Raw genomic sequence first — 13,567 nt, 5'->3', positions numbered from 1 at the left:
GTCGTTATGTTTTTTACCGTACCGCGTGCGATACCGTTTTCGCTGCTTGCCGCTCTGGTCTTAGCCGGATGTGCGGAGAAGGGGGCTGCGCCACTGAAAAAGGGTGAAAAGCCCGTCGATGTGGCCAGCGTTGTGCGGCAAAAAATGCCCGCTACGGTGAAAGACCGGGATCAGTGGGCCTCGGCGCTGGCAAAAACCTTCGAGAGCCAGAAGATCGCCCCCACCGAGGAGAATATCTGCTCGGTACTGGCGGTGGCGCAGCAGGAGTCGCTGTATCAGTCCGATCCGGCGGTGCCGGGGCTGAACAAAATTGCCTGGAAAGAGATCGACCGCCGGGCGGAAAAGCTGCACATTCCGGCGTTTCTGGTCCACACCGCGCTGAAAATCACCTCGCCGAACGGCAAAAGCTACAGCGAGCGGCTGGATACGGTGAAAACCGAGAAACAGCTCAGCGCCATCTTCGACGATATGATCAGTATGGTGCCGATGGGACAGACCCTATTTGGCTCCCTGAACCCGGTGCATACTGGTGGGCCAATGCAGGTGAGTATCGCCTTCGCAGAAAAGCATACCGACGGCTATCCGTGGAAAATCGAGAATACGGTGCGCCAGGAGGTATTCTCTCTGCGCGGCGGCTTGTGGTTCGGCACTTATCATCTATTGAACTATCCCGCCAACTATACGGTGCCACTCTACCGCTTTGCTGATTTCAACGCTGGCTGGTACGCCAGCCGCAACGCGGCCTTCCAGAATGCGGTTAGCCGCGCCACCGGGGTGAAGCTGGCTCTGGACGGGGATCTGATTGCCTATGGCAGCAGCGAGGCCGGGAAGACAGAGCTGGCGGTGCGTAAACTGAAAGGCAAGCTGGACATGAGCGACAGTGAGATTCGCCAGCAACTGGCAAAAGGCGACAGCCTGGCGTTTGAGAAAACCGACCTGTATCAGCAGGTCTATAAACTGGCGGAGCAGAAGAGCGGGAAGGCACTACCGAAAGCGATGCTGCCGGGGATCCAGCTTGAAAGCCCGAAAATCACCCGCAATCTGACAACCGCCTGGTTTGCCCAGCGCGTTGACGATCGCCGGGCGAAGTGTATGGCGCTAAATTAGCGGTAGCGGCGCCAGCGCACCACCAGCGCAACGGCGCCCAACACCACCAGGCCCGCCAGGAATGGGATCAGCCCGAACACGGTGCTGACGCCCAATCCAATGTCTACGCGCGGACGAACGGAGTCTTCGACCTGCATCAGGTGTTCATACACGCCAGGGGCATGCACCAGGATGTTCAGCAGTTGTGAGCCTGCCCAGAAGCAGAACAGCACAAACAGAGCGTATGCAATATTTCCTGCCGTGGAGGTCTTAGGTTGTCTGGTGCTGAAAATCGGCTTCGACATCGTAAAGTCTGCCATAACTACCTCCGCAATGTTCTGTCTGGCTAAATGCCTGTTGTACACGCTGAGTTTGACACCTCATGGCAGATGTCAATATCGGAATGATGGTAATTTGGCCTGGAGAATTCTCCTGGATGTGCGAATTTTGCCGCACATCACAGATTTTTTACTTAAGTGAAATTCACTCTCATTTCAGATTTTCCGCATACGCCACAGACCTGACGGCGAAACTGTGCGAGGATAGATTTTTTCTTCTGGAGCGACCATGAAACTGCCTGCCAAAATTCGCCGTGACTGGCATTTCTACGCCTTTGCAATTGGGCTGATCTTTATTCTGAATGGGGTGGTAGGGCTGCTGGGCTTTGAAGCGAAGGGCTGGCAAACCTATGCGGTAGGGCTGGTGACCTGGGTGATCAGTTTCTGGCTGGCGGGGTTTATCATTCGCCGTCGCCCGGAAGAGGCGACGGCAAAAGACGCGGATTAACCGTTAACGGAAACCTGAAGCGCGCTGTCAGCGGCATGCCGTTCCAGCGCCAGTTCAATCAGGCGGGTGATCAGATCCGGGTAGCTGAGGCCACTGGCCTGCCACAGTTTCGGGTACATACTGATGTTGGTGAAGCCTGGCAGGGTGTTGATTTCATTGATGACGACGCGATTATCCGCCGTTAAGAAGACATCGACACGTGCCATACCGCGACAGCCCAGCGCCTGATAGGCCTCGATGGCAATGGCGCGGATCGCGTCGTTGACCTCAGCATCCAGCACGGCAGGTACAACCACCTGCGCGCCCTGGTCGTCGATGTATTTGGTATCGTAAGAGTAGAACTCGCTGTTCAGCACCACTTCGCCGCAGGTGCTGGCCTGCGGGAAATCATTCCCCAGCACCGCGCACTCAATCTCACGCCCTTTAATTCCCTGCTCAACCACTACTTTGTGATCGAAGGTAAACGCCAGACGTACCGCGTCGCTGAACTGCGCTTCGCTGTTCACTTTGCTGACGCCGACGGAGGAACCCTGGTTTGCCGGTTTGACGAACAGCGGCAGGCCAAAGCGGGCGCTAAGATCGGCAAAGGTGTGTTGGTCGCGGTTGGCGCGGGTCAGGGTGACAAAGGGGGCCACGTTCAGCCCGGCATCGCGCAGCAGGCGCTTGGTGACGTCTTTATCCATGCAGGCAGCAGAGCCGAGCACGTCGGAGCCGACAAACGGCAGGTTGGCCATTCGCAGCATCCCCTGCAGGGAGCCATCTTCGCCCAGCGTGCCGTGGACAATCGGGAAAATGACATCGACAGACGAAAGCGTCTGCCCGGTACTGGCATTGATCAGTTGGCCTTCCATTACGCCTGGCACGGTAGCAACGCTAATCTCAGACGGATTCAGCGCGATGTGCGCCGGATCGTCGGCGTTGAGCAGATAGCCCTGCTCGTCGTTAATGTGCCACTGGCCCTGCTTATCAATACCTAACAGCACGACCTCAAAGCGGCTTTTATCAATCGCGTTAACGATATTTTTGGCCGATTGCAGCGACACTTCGTGCTCGGCTGATTTTCCCCCAAAGACAATACCTACCCGCAACTTCGCCATCACTTCGCTCATCCACTCTGACTCAAAACGCTTACCATATCACGATGCCCGGCGGGATTCGCCGCCTTCTGCCATAATGTTTTGGCACATTGTTTCAGGAGGGTGAGTGAAAGGGAAAAGCCTGATTATCTGTCTTGCTGTCATTGCTGCGGCCATCGCGGGCTACCGTTGGCTGCCGTCGTATTACAACCCCTTTGTGCCGCTGACCCTCGACGATCCCCCCGGCACGTTGACCCAGTTTAAGCTGCGTCGCCTGACCCCTGAACATTGTGAAATACTGCTGGCGCAGGCCAATGCGCGCCAGCTGATCCGTACCCAGTCGGTGGCCGACAGCGCGGGGGAGTGTCCGCTAAGTGATGTGGTGCGGGTGCGGAGTTTTGGCCGCGTCAGCCTTAGCAGCAGTTTTCTAGCCAGCTGCCCGCTGGCCCTCAGTTCGGCGCTGTTCATCAACCAGCAAGCCCGGCCCCTGACCGAAACCATGATGGGCAGCAGCCTGTCGCGCGTTGAGCACCTCGGCAGCTTTGCCTGCCGGAATATCTATCATCGCCCCAATGCCCGGCGCAGCGAACATGCAACCGCTCAGGCGCTGGATATCAGCGGTTTCACCCTTGAGAACGGGCAGCGGATCTCGGTCCTGCGCGGCTGGGAAAACGCCACCTCCGGCCCGTGGCTGCGCGCGCTGTTGGACGCCAGTTGCGGCTATTTCGGCAATGCCCTCGGCCCGGACTACAATGCCGCCCACGCCAACCATTTCCATCTCGGGATGCGGGGTTTTGGTTACTGTCCGCAAAGCATAAATCACCAGACAAAAGGCAAAAATATGTGACATGTTTCACAAATATGATGACTGGGAAGATAAAACCCCAAAGTCGCGGCAGGCGCATCTCTAATAACTTTCGGCGCATCGTAACTTGCTAATCTGATAGCGAATTCACGCAAAATGTAGACAGTATCCGCCTATGGAATCCTGGAAAGTTAACCTCATTTCGGTCTGGTTTGGTTGTTTTTTCACCGGCCTCGCCATCAGCCAGATTTTACCCTTCTTGCCGCTGTATGTGTCCCAGCTTGGCGTCTCCTCCCATGAGGCGCTGTCAATGTGGTCGGGGCTGACCTTCAGCGTCACTTTTCTGGTTTCAGCTATCGTCTCACCGATGTGGGGCAGCCTTGCCGATCGTAAAGGGCGCAAGCTGATGCTGCTGCGCGCCTCGCTGGGGATGGCGATTGCGATCCTGCTCCAGGCCTTTGCCACCAACGTCTGGCAATTGTTCCTGCTGCGGGCGCTGATGGGGCTGACGTCCGGCTATATTCCGAACGCCATGGCGCTGGTGGCATCGCAGGTGCCCCGTGAGCGCAGTGGCTGGGCCATCAGCACGCTCTCAACGGCACAGATCAGCGGCGTAATTGGCGGCCCGCTGATGGGCGGCTTTCTGGCTGATCACGTGGGGCTTCGCGCGGTGTTCCTCATCACCGCCGTCCTGCTGGTGATCAGTTTTCTGGTGACGCTGTTTCTGATTAAAGAGGGCGCACGCCCGAGCGTGAGCAAAGCGGAGCGTCTGAGCGGTAAGGCGGTATTTGCGTCGTTACCCTATCCCTGGCTGATGATTAGCCTGTTTGTCACCACCATGGTGATCCAGCTCTGCAATGGTTCGGTCGGGCCGATCCTCGCGCTGTTTATTCAGTCGATGGCGCCAGAGAGCAGCAATATTGCCTTCCTCAGCGGGATGATTGCCGCCGTGCCGGGCATTTCGGCGCTGATGTCTGCCCCACGTCTGGGCAAGCTGGGGGATCGCATCGGCACTGGTCGCATTCTGATGGCGACGCTTGTTGTGGCGGTGGTCCTCTTTTTCGCCATGTCCTTTGTCACCACGCCCTTCCAGCTTGGGGTGCTGCGTTTCCTGCTGGGCTTTGCCGATGGTGCCATGCTGCCTGCGGTGCAAACCCTGCTGATAAAATACTCCAGCGATCGGGTGACCGGGCGCATCTTCGGCTATAACCAATCGTTTATGTATCTGGGGAACGTTGCCGGGCCGTTGATGGGGGCGGCGGTCTCGGCGATGGCCGGATTCCGCTGGGTATTTTTCGCCACTGCGGTGGTGATATTGCTGAATATTATCCAGCTTGCATGGGCTATGCGGCGGCGTCGTCAGCAGGAAGATCGAACGCGCCAGATTAAGCGGTTGTAGCGCTGCTGTATAAGATAGTTAAGCAGGACTGTCGTTATCCATAATTAAAAATGATGGTTCTGCGTTTATATTGCGTTGTCACGACGATTTGAATTTCATTTAAAGAAACCTTTTATTTGACGTCGCGCAGACTATTTAATCGGGAATAAGTTTTGGCTTAAAAATAGTACTTTTAGCCACTTTGCAATCCTCAGGCATAATGATAACGTCGGAAAAAACCACATAAGGAAATACCGCTGTGAAAAATCTCATTGCTGAGTTATTGCTTAAGCTTGCCCAAAAGGAAGAAGAGTCGAAAGAGCTGGTAGCCCAGGTCGAAGCGCTCGAAATTGTGGTGACTGCACTGTTACGTCAGATGGCGAAAAGTGAGCAGCAGGCGCTGATCGACAGTGTGGAAGGCGCGCTGGATGAGGTTCGGCCAGATAAACAGGTATCTGTTGAGGACAGCGAGATGCTGCAACAATACGTAAAAAAGCTGTTACGGCACCCGCGCAGCTGAACGGTCATATGATGTAATTCCCCGTCATAGAACCGTCACATCGGTTGCCTATAGTCGCTCTGTTTTATTTTTTATGTATTTTTACATGGAGAAAATAAGTGAAACAGAGCGCACTTTATATCGCATTACTTTCCTTGCTGGTTACCCCTACAATTTATGCTGAAACTGTGGCACCGACCACGGTTCTGGATAATCGTGCCGCGCAGGGGGATATCACTCAACCTGGCGGCGCTCGCCGTCTGTCAGAGGATCAGACTGCGGCAATACGTGCATCACTGAATGACAAGCCAGCCAAAAATATTATTCTGCTGATTGGCGACGGGATGGGCGACTCCGAAATAACAGCGGCACGAAATTATGCCGAAGGCGCGGGCGGCTTTTTTAAAGGCATCGATGCCCTGCCGTTGACCGGACAATATACTCACTATGCGCTGGATAAAAAAACGGGCAAACCCGATTACGTGACCGACTCCGCGGCCTCCGCAACGGCGTGGACCACAGGCGTAAAAACCTATAATGGCGCGCTGGGCGTTGATATCCACGAAAAAGATCATCAGACCATCCTTGAGATGGCGAAAGCGGCGGGGCTGGCTACCGGCAACGTCTCCACCGCCGAATTGCAGGATGCGACACCCGCGGCGCTGGTCGCCCATGTGACCTCGCGTAAATGCTACGGCCCGTCCGTGACCAGTGAAAAATGCGCCAGCAACGCGCTGGAAAAAGGCGGAAAAGGCTCCATTACCGAACAACTGCTGAACGCCCGCGCCGATGTTACCCTTGGCGGCGGCGCGAAGACCTTCGCAGAAACCGCCACTACCGGCGAATGGCAGGGCAAAACCCTGCGTGAGCAGGCTCAGGCGCGCGGCTATCAGCTGGTAAGCGATGCCGCATCCCTCGCCGCCATTACCGACGCGGGCCAGGATAAGCCGCTGCTGGGGCTGTTTGCCGAAGGCAATATGCCGGTGCGTTGGGAAGGGCCGAAAGCCAGCTATCATGGCAATCTCGATAAGCCTCCCGTCACCTGTACGCCTAATCCACAGCGCAATGATAGCGTGCCAACCTTAGCGGCGATGACTGACAAAGCGATCTCCCTGTTGAGCAAAAACGAAAAAGGCTTCTTCCTGCAGGTAGAAGGTGCCTCGATCGATAAGCAGGATCATGCCGCGAACCCGTGCGGGCAGATTGGCGAAACCGTCGATCTGGATGAGGCCGTGCAGAAGGCGCTGGCGTTTGCGAAGCAGGATGGCAATACGCTGGTGATTGTCACTGCAGATCACGCCCACTCCAGCCAGATTGTCGCGCCGGATACCAAAGCACCGGGGTTGACGCAGGCGCTGACCACCAAAGACGGTGCCGTGATGGCGATGAGCTACGGCAACGCGGAAGGGGAGTCGATGGAGCATACCGGCAGCCAGCTGCGTATCGCGGCCTACGGTCCGCATGCCGCCAATGTGATTGGCCTGACGGATCAAACCGATCTGTTCTACACCATGCAAGCCGCGTTAGGTCTTAAATAAGCAACACCCGGCAGGAAAATCGCCTGCCGGGTGGTTTTTTCACCAGCACGAACCAGACTTACTGTGATCATCCACAGAAGGATAGTGCTATGAAAATCACACTGCTGGCTACGCTGCTCCTGGGTCTGTTTACGCTAACCCCTGCCGGGGCGCAGAATCAACAGCCCAACCCGCAGCAGCAACGTATGACCACCTGCAATCAACAGGCGACTGCTCAGGCCCTGAAGGGCGATTCCCGTAAGACCTACATGAGCGACTGTCTGAAAAATGCCTCCTCTAAACCTGCCGAAAAAAGCCTGACGCCACAGCAACAAAGGATGCGTGAATGTAACGATCAGGCGACCCAACAATCGCTCAAAGGCGACGACCGGAATAAGTTTATGAGCGCCTGTCTGAAGAAAAAAGGCTAGTTCAAACGGGTGAGCGAGCCAGGCGGCTCACCCGAAATATCATACTTAGCCTCAAGTAAGCCTTTCTATAATTTGGGAAAATGCTTTTGAGTGTTCCCAAAAATTATGAATGATGAAAACTTTTACAGCAAAGTCTATGCCCGGGAAGGGATTATTCATGCGCGTACCGCAGATGAACATCACCGCTCGGGTATCCGCCTGGCGCGTCGGCTCCGTTGGCCGCGTGCGGTGGGTCTGGCAATTCTCTTTATCCCGATTGCCAGCGTGCTGGTCTCGCAGCCGGTCAACGGCGTCTGGTGGCTACTGCTGGTGGGCTGGGCGTTCGTCTGGCCCCATCTGGCCTGGCAAATAGCTGCGCGTTCTTCCGATCCGCATAGTAGCGAGATGTTTAACCTCAGAGTGGACGCCATTATGGCCGGGGTCTGGATTGGGGTGATGGGGGTTAATGCCATGCCCAGCGCGGCGCTGGTCATGATGATAAGCATGAACCTGATAGGCGTGGGCGGGATCCGCCTGTACGGCCCCGGGGTGATAATGACCGCGCTGGCCGCGCTGATCGCTTTGCAACTCACCCACGTAACGCCGGACTATGTCAGCACGCCGCTGGAGATTGGACTCGCCCTGCCGGTGATCGTCTGTTACCCGATGCTGTTTGCCTGGATAAGTTTCCAGACTACCCGTCGTCTGGTGGAACATAAGCGACGGCTTGAACTGATGAGTACCCTGGACGGCATGACCGGCGTCTTTAACCGTCGTCACTGGGAAGTGTTACTGCGCACGGAATATGAAAATTACCGCCGCTACCACCGTAGCGCCACGCTTCTGCTGATCGATATCGATCACTTCAAGAACATTAATGACAGCTGGGGCCATGATGTTGGCGACCTGGCGATTGTCGCCGTCACCCGCCAGCTGCAGCTCACATTACGCGCCAGCGATATGATTGGCCGGTTTGGCGGGGATGAGTTCGCGGTGATCATGAGCGGTACGACAGCGGAAAGCGCCATTGCGGCGATGTCGCGGGTGCATGAAAGGCTGGCAGATTTACATCTGCCGGGAATGCCGCAGGTAAAGATTTCCATCAGCGTCGGCGTTGCGCCACTCACGACGTCGATGGTGCATTACCAGGAGTGGCTTAAAGCGGCGGATATCGCGCTCTACAAAGCGAAAAACGCCGGACGTAACCGCACCGAAGTGGCGGCCTGACGTCCGGCAGTCGGTCAGGACTTACTCAACAGCTCTGATTTTTCCATGCACTTGTTCATGGCTTCAATGACGGCGGCACGGAAGCCGCGCGCTTCCAGCTCCCGCACCGCTTCGATGGTGGTGCCGCCCGGGGAACAGACCATATCTTTCAGTTCGCCCGGATGCTTGCCGGTTTCGAGCACCATTTTGGCGGATCCCATTACCGCCTGTGCGGCAAATTTATAGGCCTGCGCACGCGGCATCCCACCCAGAACGGCCGCATCGGCCATCGCTTCAATAAACATAAACACGTAGGCAGGCGCTGACCCGCTGACCCCGACCACCGGGTGGATCATCGCCTCGGCAATTACTTCGGCTTCACCGAAGCAGCGGAAAATGTTGAGCACATCGGCAACTTCTTCGGCGGTCACCAGCGCGTTCGGCGTGATGGAGGTCATGCCCGCGTTGACCAGCGACGGCGTGTTGGGCATGGCGCGGACAATTTTACGGTCATGGCCCAGCGCACGCGCCAGCTGATCGAGGGTAACGCCTGCGGCGATAGAGACCACCAGCGTCTCTTTGTTGAGGCTGGAAGTGATGTCGCTCAGGACTTTCACCATCATGTTCGGCTTCACTGCGCCAAAGACGATATCGGCGACCTGAGCCACTTCCTGGGCGCTTTGCGCGGCGTTGATCCCGTACTGATCGTGCAGAGCGGCGACTTTGTCCGGCGACGGGGTATAGACCCAAATCTGGCCGGGCAGCACCTGCCCGCTGGCAATCAGACCGCCGAGAATGGCTTTGCCCATATTACCGCAGCCAATAAAACCGATTTTCTTCTCCATCACGTCTCCCTCTTAGGCTTTGTTATGTGTGTGGAACTTTAGCCTATCGCGGTTTTTTACGCAGCATTAAAGCATCCGCCCCATCCGTTACTTTGCCTGGCGGGAAAAGCAGGCGACAATAGGCTCCTGTTCTATACCGGAGAGAGAAGATGGCGATTTGGGTGGATGCCGATGCGTGTCCGAATGTCATTAAAGAGATCCTGTTTCGTGCCGCCGAGCGCGTACAGATGCCAATGACGCTGGTGGCGAATCAGAACCTGCGCGTGCCACCGTCCCGCTTTATTCGCACCCTGCGTGTTCCAGCAGGTTTTGATGTGGCCGATAACGAAATTGTGCGCCAGTGCAGCGCCGGAGACCTGGTGATCACCGCCGATATCCCGCTGGCGGCAGAAGTGCTGGAGAAAGGGGCGGCGGCGCTGAACCCGCGCGGGGAACGTTACTCCCCGGCCACCATCCGCGAAAAGCTGACGATGCGCGATTTCATGGATACCCTGCGCGCCAGTGGCGTCCAGACCGGTGGGCCGGACAGTTTGTCTCAGCGCGACAGACAGCTCTTTGCCGCCGAACTCGATAAATGGCTGCTGGAAGTGAAGCGCCGTCAGGGGTAATCATCATAGTGACATAGGCGTCTGCCACTATTACTCCCTTCCGGGGTTGTCAATGGCGGGTGGGTTCAGGTAAGGTGAGCGCACCGTCAGTGCAACTATTTCTTTACAGGATCTTCCCTGACTCTCTATGGCATTGACTGATATGGCATATTAATGCCACGCCTGATGTAATAAATGTTTTACGATTACTTATGTACTAGCTTAATGATATCATGGCACTCTTTTCGACTTCACCCACCGCACGCCTGCGGCCTTAAGGGGAACACCTGGTTATGACCCAGCCTATTTTTTTAATTGGCCCCCGCGGCTGTGGAAAAACGACCGTTGGTCTGGAACTGGCGCGTCTGTGCCAGAGCGATTTTGTTGACACCGACCACTGGTTGCAGACCCATGCCGGTCAGAGCATTGCCGAGATCGTTGAACAAGAAGGGTGGGAGAGTTTCCGCGCCCGCGAGACGGCGACACTCGAGGCGGTGGCGGCGGGTGCTGGCATCATTGCTACCGGTGGCGGCATTATTTTGTCGGCGTATAACCGGCAGTTTATGCGCGAGAAAGGCATCGTCATTTACCTTTGCGCGCCGGTGCCGGTGCTGGTGGAGCGCCTCGAAGCCTCCCCGGAAGAGGGCCAGCGCCCAACCCTGACCGGTAAGCCCATCAGCGAAGAGGTGAGTGCGGTGCTGGCAGAGCGCGACGCCCTCTATCGTGAAGCCGCTCATCACGTGGTGGATGCGTCCCTGCCACCGGCCGAAGTAGTGCAAAACATCGTAACCGCACTACATCTGGCTTGCGCTAGCTAACTGATGTCTATACTGATAGTTCAGCCATGAAAAAAAGGATGAACTATGCCAACCAGACCTCCCTATCCGCGTGAAGCCCGCATTGTTGCCGTTGAGAAAGGCGCGACGGGCCAGACTGTCACCTGGTATCAGCTGCGCGCCGACCACCCGAAACCCGATTCGCTGATTAGCGAGCACGAAACGGAGCAGGAAGCGCAGGATGCCAAAGTGCGATACGAAGACCCTGATAAAGCCTGAACAAAATCTTAAAGCGGAAAAAACGATACTGTAGTCACACTATTTAAAAAGCGATAACTTTACTCGGAGGGTAATGTACAGGCTTTACAGACACATCCTGTCAGGCTCGCTGATCTTTACATTCCGGTGCGTTAATCAACTGCTACGCTTTTCAGCACTTTTTCTGAACAGCGCACTGTACAGCGAAGCGAGCCTGTCTCTGTGTCCCGGTCGGTAGTAGTTAGTAAGGCGAGAACAATGAAAGCGACGTTGGCGATCCTCACCATTGGGGTAGTCCCGGTAAGCGAAGTGCTCCCGCTCTTAACGGAGCATATTTCTGAGCAACAAATTACACACCACAGTCTACTCGGCACGCTGAGCCGGGAAGAGGTTATGGAAGACTATGCCCCTGAAGCGGGCGAGGTGCTTCTGCCGACTCTGCTTAGCGACGGTAAGCTGGGCAACGTCTCCCTTCCAAAGATCGAGCGCGCCCTGCAAAGCGTTATCGAAGTGCTCGATAACCAGGGCTATGAAGTTATTCTGTTAATGAGCACCGCACCCATTACCGGCCTCGTCGCCCGTAATGCGATCCTGCTGGAGCCGATGCGGATCATCCCGCCGCTGGTGGGATCGATCGTCGACAGCCATCAGGTTGGGGTGATCGTGCCGATCGAAGAGCTGCTGGAAACCCAATCGCAGAAGTGGCGCGGGCTGGTCAATACGCCGCTGCTTTCTGTAGCGAATCCGTTCTGGGACAGCGAAACGAAACTGATCGCCGCCGGACGCGATCTGCTGGAGCGCGGCGCAGACGTTCTTATGCTCGACTGCCTTGGTTTCCATCAGCATCACCGGGATTTACTGCAAAAACACCTGGATGTGCCGGTGCTGCTGTCAAACGTGCTGGTCGCCCGCCTGGCCTCGGAATTGCTGGTCTGATGATTTTGCGTGACAGGCATGGAGAGTCGCCCCTATATTGGATTCACATCCAATGACAATAAGGACCCGTCCATGCTTCAGAGTAATGAATACTTTTCCGGTAAAGTGAAGTCCATTGGTTTTACCAGCAGCATTACTGGCCGTGCCAGTGTTGGCGTGATGGCGGAAGGGGAGTATGCCTTCGGTACCGCGCAGCCTGAAGAGATGACCGTGGTCAGCGGTTCGCTGAAAGTGTTATTGCCAGGGGAAACAGAGTGGAAAGTGTATAACCCGGGCGATGTTTTCAACGTACCAGGTCATAGCGAATTCCATCTGCAGGTGGCTGAACCCTCCTCCTATCTGTGTCGTTATCTATAAAAAAAGAGCCGGGTTAACCCGGCTCCGATTTCTGGCGTAAAGCATTAACGCTGTGCTTCGCCGCCTAACCCTTCTACTACGCTCTGAATCAACGCCGCCAGTTCACCCGTCATCAGAATGAAGTCAGCATCAAAACGCTGGGCATAGTCGTCCCGGTCGATATCGTCGTTCTGATCGCGCAGTTCATCGGAGAACTTCAGGCGCTTAATGGAGCCATCGTCACACATCATGAACTGAATGCGTTGCTGCCAGTCGAGCGCCAGCTTGGTCACCAGCTTGCCGGCTTCGATATGCACCGCAATCTCGTCGCTGACCAGCTCCTGCTTCTTGGCGCGGATCACGCCGCCATCTTCAAGGATCGCTTTTAGCTCGGCTTCGTCCAGCAACTGGAAGCCCTGCGGGACGTTGTTGGCTCGCACCCACTCGGTGAGGGTCAGCTCGATTGGGTTTTCCATCGTCAGCGGCACCACCGGCAGAGAACCGAGGCTTTTACGCAGCAAGGCCAGGGTATCTTCCGCTTTTTTAGCGCTGGCGCAGTCGACCATAATCAGGCCGTTAACCGTGTCGATCCACATCATTGTCTGGCTGAAGCGGCTAAAGGCACGCGGCAGCAACGAGTGCAGAACTTCATCTTTCAGCGAATCTTTTTCCGTTTTTTTCAGCTTACGGCCCTGTTCGGCTTCCAGCTTGGAGATTTTGGCTTCCAGCGCCTGTTTCACGACCGGCGTCGGCAGGATCTTCTCTTCCTTACGCGCGCAGATGATGATTTGACCATTGGTGGTGTGGGTCAGCGCATCGCTCTGTGATCCCATAGGCGGAACCCATCCGGTTTTCGCCATGTCCTGGCTGCCACACGGGGTAAATGCGTAAAGGTCTAACTGTTTTTCCATCTCGTCGGCGCGCAGCGGCACGTCACGGCTGAGACGGTAAACCATCAAATTTTTGAACCACAGCATGATAATTTCCACGGTCTTGTCGTTTAATTCAGCGGGCATGATAGCGAATTGTCGCATCGCTTGCATTGCTAATCGGGTAGCGGGCTTCT

The 13,567-nt window shown here is 56.0% G+C and carries 17 protein-coding genes; 13 read left to right on the top strand and 4 right to left on the bottom strand.

The genetic code is table 11. The features are described from left to right. The first annotated feature begins 6 nt into the window (after positions 1-6). A complete protein-coding gene (locus tag ABIE02_RS17230; protein WP_191153104.1) occupies positions 7-1,107 on the top strand; it encodes a DUF1615 domain-containing protein in 1,101 nt (366 codons plus the stop codon). Here the strand turns inward: ABIE02_RS17230 and ABIE02_RS17225 are convergent. After that, a complete protein-coding gene (locus ABIE02_RS17225; protein ID WP_032616774.1) occupies positions 1,104-1,406 on the bottom strand; it encodes a DUF2755 family protein in 303 nt (100 codons plus the stop codon). The genes ABIE02_RS17230 and ABIE02_RS17225 overlap by 4 nt on opposite strands. Before the next feature lie 247 nt (positions 1,407-1,653). On the opposite strand from ABIE02_RS17225, the gene ABIE02_RS17220 reads away from it, so the two are divergent. After that, positions 1,654-1,872, top strand: a complete 219-nt coding sequence (locus ABIE02_RS17220) for a DUF2754 domain-containing protein (protein ID WP_032616775.1) — start codon at positions 1,654-1,656, stop codon at positions 1,870-1,872. Here ABIE02_RS17220 and ddlA read toward each other — a convergent pair. Continuing rightward, complete coding sequence (ddlA, locus tag ABIE02_RS17215; RefSeq protein ID WP_059309141.1) at positions 1,869-2,969, bottom strand: D-alanine--D-alanine ligase; 1,101 nt, start codon at positions 2,967-2,969, stop codon at positions 1,869-1,871. The two genes, ABIE02_RS17220 and ddlA, sit on opposite strands and share 4 nt — an antisense overlap. A gap of 106 nt (positions 2,970-3,075) precedes the next feature. On the opposite strand from ddlA, the gene ABIE02_RS17210 reads away from it, so the two are divergent. From ABIE02_RS17210 to adrA, 6 genes are all read left to right on the top strand, one after another. Next, positions 3,076-3,795, top strand: a complete 720-nt coding sequence (locus tag ABIE02_RS17210; protein WP_059308628.1) for an extensin family protein — start codon at positions 3,076-3,078, stop codon at positions 3,793-3,795. A 133-nt stretch (positions 3,796-3,928) separates the two neighbouring features. After that, positions 3,929-5,152 (top strand): multidrug efflux MFS transporter, encoded by a 1,224-nt coding sequence (locus ABIE02_RS17205; protein WP_059308627.1) that lies wholly within the window; start codon positions 3,929-3,931, stop codon positions 5,150-5,152. Between the two features lie 238 nt (positions 5,153-5,390). Further along, a complete protein-coding gene (gene iraP / locus ABIE02_RS17200) occupies positions 5,391-5,651 on the top strand; it encodes an anti-adapter protein IraP (RefSeq protein WP_032616777.1) in 261 nt (86 codons plus the stop codon). A 98-nt stretch (positions 5,652-5,749) separates the two neighbouring features. After that, positions 5,750-7,168 (top strand): alkaline phosphatase, encoded by a 1,419-nt coding sequence (phoA, locus tag ABIE02_RS17195; RefSeq protein ID WP_077227008.1) that lies wholly within the window; start codon positions 5,750-5,752, stop codon positions 7,166-7,168. A gap of 89 nt (positions 7,169-7,257) precedes the next feature. Beyond that, the gene (gene psiF, locus ABIE02_RS17190; RefSeq protein ID WP_059308625.1) at positions 7,258-7,578 is read left to right on the top strand and encodes a phosphate starvation-inducible protein PsiF; all 321 of its coding nucleotides are present in this window, start codon (positions 7,258-7,260) and stop codon (positions 7,576-7,578) included. A gap of 90 nt (positions 7,579-7,668) precedes the next feature. Further along, on the top strand, positions 7,669-8,784 hold the full coding sequence (gene adrA, locus ABIE02_RS17185; protein ID WP_114144809.1) for a diguanylate cyclase AdrA: 1,116 nt from the start codon (positions 7,669-7,671) through the stop codon (positions 8,782-8,784). A gap of 14 nt (positions 8,785-8,798) precedes the next feature. Here adrA and proC read toward each other — a convergent pair whose 3' ends face one another. Continuing rightward, positions 8,799-9,608 carry a pyrroline-5-carboxylate reductase gene (gene proC / locus ABIE02_RS17180; protein ID WP_032616781.1) on the bottom strand — a complete coding sequence of 270 codons (810 nt, stop codon included), beginning with the start codon at positions 9,606-9,608 and terminating at the stop codon, positions 8,799-8,801. Positions 9,609-9,757: 149 nt separating this feature from the next. Between proC and ABIE02_RS17175 the strand changes: the two genes are divergently transcribed. The 5 genes from ABIE02_RS17175 (at position 9,758) to ppnP (ending at position 12,522) form a co-directional block, all read left to right on the top strand. Further along, entirely contained in the window at positions 9,758-10,216 is a 459-nt protein-coding gene (locus tag ABIE02_RS17175) for a YaiI/YqxD family protein (protein WP_032616782.1), read from the top strand. Between the two features lie 272 nt (positions 10,217-10,488). Then, positions 10,489-11,013 (top strand): shikimate kinase AroL, encoded by a 525-nt coding sequence (gene aroL, locus ABIE02_RS17170; RefSeq protein WP_059308624.1) that lies wholly within the window; start codon positions 10,489-10,491, stop codon positions 11,011-11,013. A gap of 45 nt (positions 11,014-11,058) precedes the next feature. Next, positions 11,059-11,250: a protein YaiA gene (gene yaiA, locus ABIE02_RS17165; protein WP_032616784.1), complete on the top strand. Its 192-nt coding sequence runs from the start codon at positions 11,059-11,061 to the stop codon at positions 11,248-11,250. 237 nt (positions 11,251-11,487) lie between these two features. Next, positions 11,488-12,165 carry an AroM family protein gene (locus ABIE02_RS17160; protein WP_032616785.1) on the top strand — a complete coding sequence of 226 codons (678 nt, stop codon included), beginning with the start codon at positions 11,488-11,490 and terminating at the stop codon, positions 12,163-12,165. A 72-nt stretch (positions 12,166-12,237) separates the two neighbouring features. Continuing rightward, entirely contained in the window at positions 12,238-12,522 is a 285-nt protein-coding gene (gene ppnP / locus ABIE02_RS17155; RefSeq protein ID WP_032616787.1) for a pyrimidine/purine nucleoside phosphorylase, read from the top strand. A 44-nt stretch (positions 12,523-12,566) separates the two neighbouring features. On the opposite strand, the gene rdgC is transcribed toward ppnP, so the two are convergent. Next, complete coding sequence (rdgC, locus tag ABIE02_RS17150) at positions 12,567-13,478, bottom strand: recombination-associated protein RdgC (RefSeq protein WP_032616807.1); 912 nt, start codon at positions 13,476-13,478, stop codon at positions 12,567-12,569. Between the last annotated feature and the right edge of the window lie 89 nt (positions 13,479-13,567).

Source organism: Leclercia sp. 1548, from assembly GCF_050435045.1.
Classification (GTDB): Bacteria; Pseudomonadota; Gammaproteobacteria; order Enterobacterales; family Enterobacteriaceae; genus Enterobacter; species Enterobacter adecarboxylatus.
The sequence above is the reverse complement of the archived record's forward strand: the minus strand, read 5'-3'. Positions and strand labels throughout refer to the sequence as shown.

Excerpts from the sequence above, each read along its gene's own strand:
- ABIE02_RS17225 (WP_032616774.1), bottom strand. The coding sequence starts at position 1,406 with ATGGCAGACTTTACGATGTCGAAGCCGATTTTCAGCACCAGACAACCT.
- ABIE02_RS17160 (WP_032616785.1), top strand. The coding sequence starts at position 11,488 with ATGAAAGCGACGTTGGCGATCCTCACCATTGGGGTAGTCCCGGTAAGC.
- proC (WP_032616781.1), bottom strand. The coding sequence starts at position 9,608 with ATGGAGAAGAAAATCGGTTTTATTGGCTGCGGTAATATGGGCAAAGCC.
- ppnP (WP_032616787.1), top strand. The coding sequence starts at position 12,238 with ATGCTTCAGAGTAATGAATACTTTTCCGGTAAAGTGAAGTCCATTGGT.
- ABIE02_RS17205 (WP_059308627.1), top strand. The coding sequence starts at position 3,929 with ATGGAATCCTGGAAAGTTAACCTCATTTCGGTCTGGTTTGGTTGTTTT.
- ABIE02_RS17175 (WP_032616782.1), top strand. The coding sequence starts at position 9,758 with ATGGCGATTTGGGTGGATGCCGATGCGTGTCCGAATGTCATTAAAGAG.
- rdgC (WP_032616807.1), bottom strand. The coding sequence starts at position 13,478 with ATGCTGTGGTTCAAAAATTTGATGGTTTACCGTCTCAGCCGTGACGTG.
- psiF (WP_059308625.1), top strand. The coding sequence starts at position 7,258 with ATGAAAATCACACTGCTGGCTACGCTGCTCCTGGGTCTGTTTACGCTA.
- ABIE02_RS17230 (WP_191153104.1), top strand. The coding sequence starts at position 7 with ATGTTTTTTACCGTACCGCGTGCGATACCGTTTTCGCTGCTTGCCGCT.
- aroL (WP_059308624.1), top strand. The coding sequence starts at position 10,489 with ATGACCCAGCCTATTTTTTTAATTGGCCCCCGCGGCTGTGGAAAAACG.
- yaiA (WP_032616784.1), top strand. The coding sequence starts at position 11,059 with ATGCCAACCAGACCTCCCTATCCGCGTGAAGCCCGCATTGTTGCCGTT.
- ddlA (WP_059309141.1), bottom strand. The coding sequence starts at position 2,969 with ATGGCGAAGTTGCGGGTAGGTATTGTCTTTGGGGGAAAATCAGCCGAG.
- ABIE02_RS17220 (WP_032616775.1), top strand. The coding sequence starts at position 1,654 with ATGAAACTGCCTGCCAAAATTCGCCGTGACTGGCATTTCTACGCCTTT.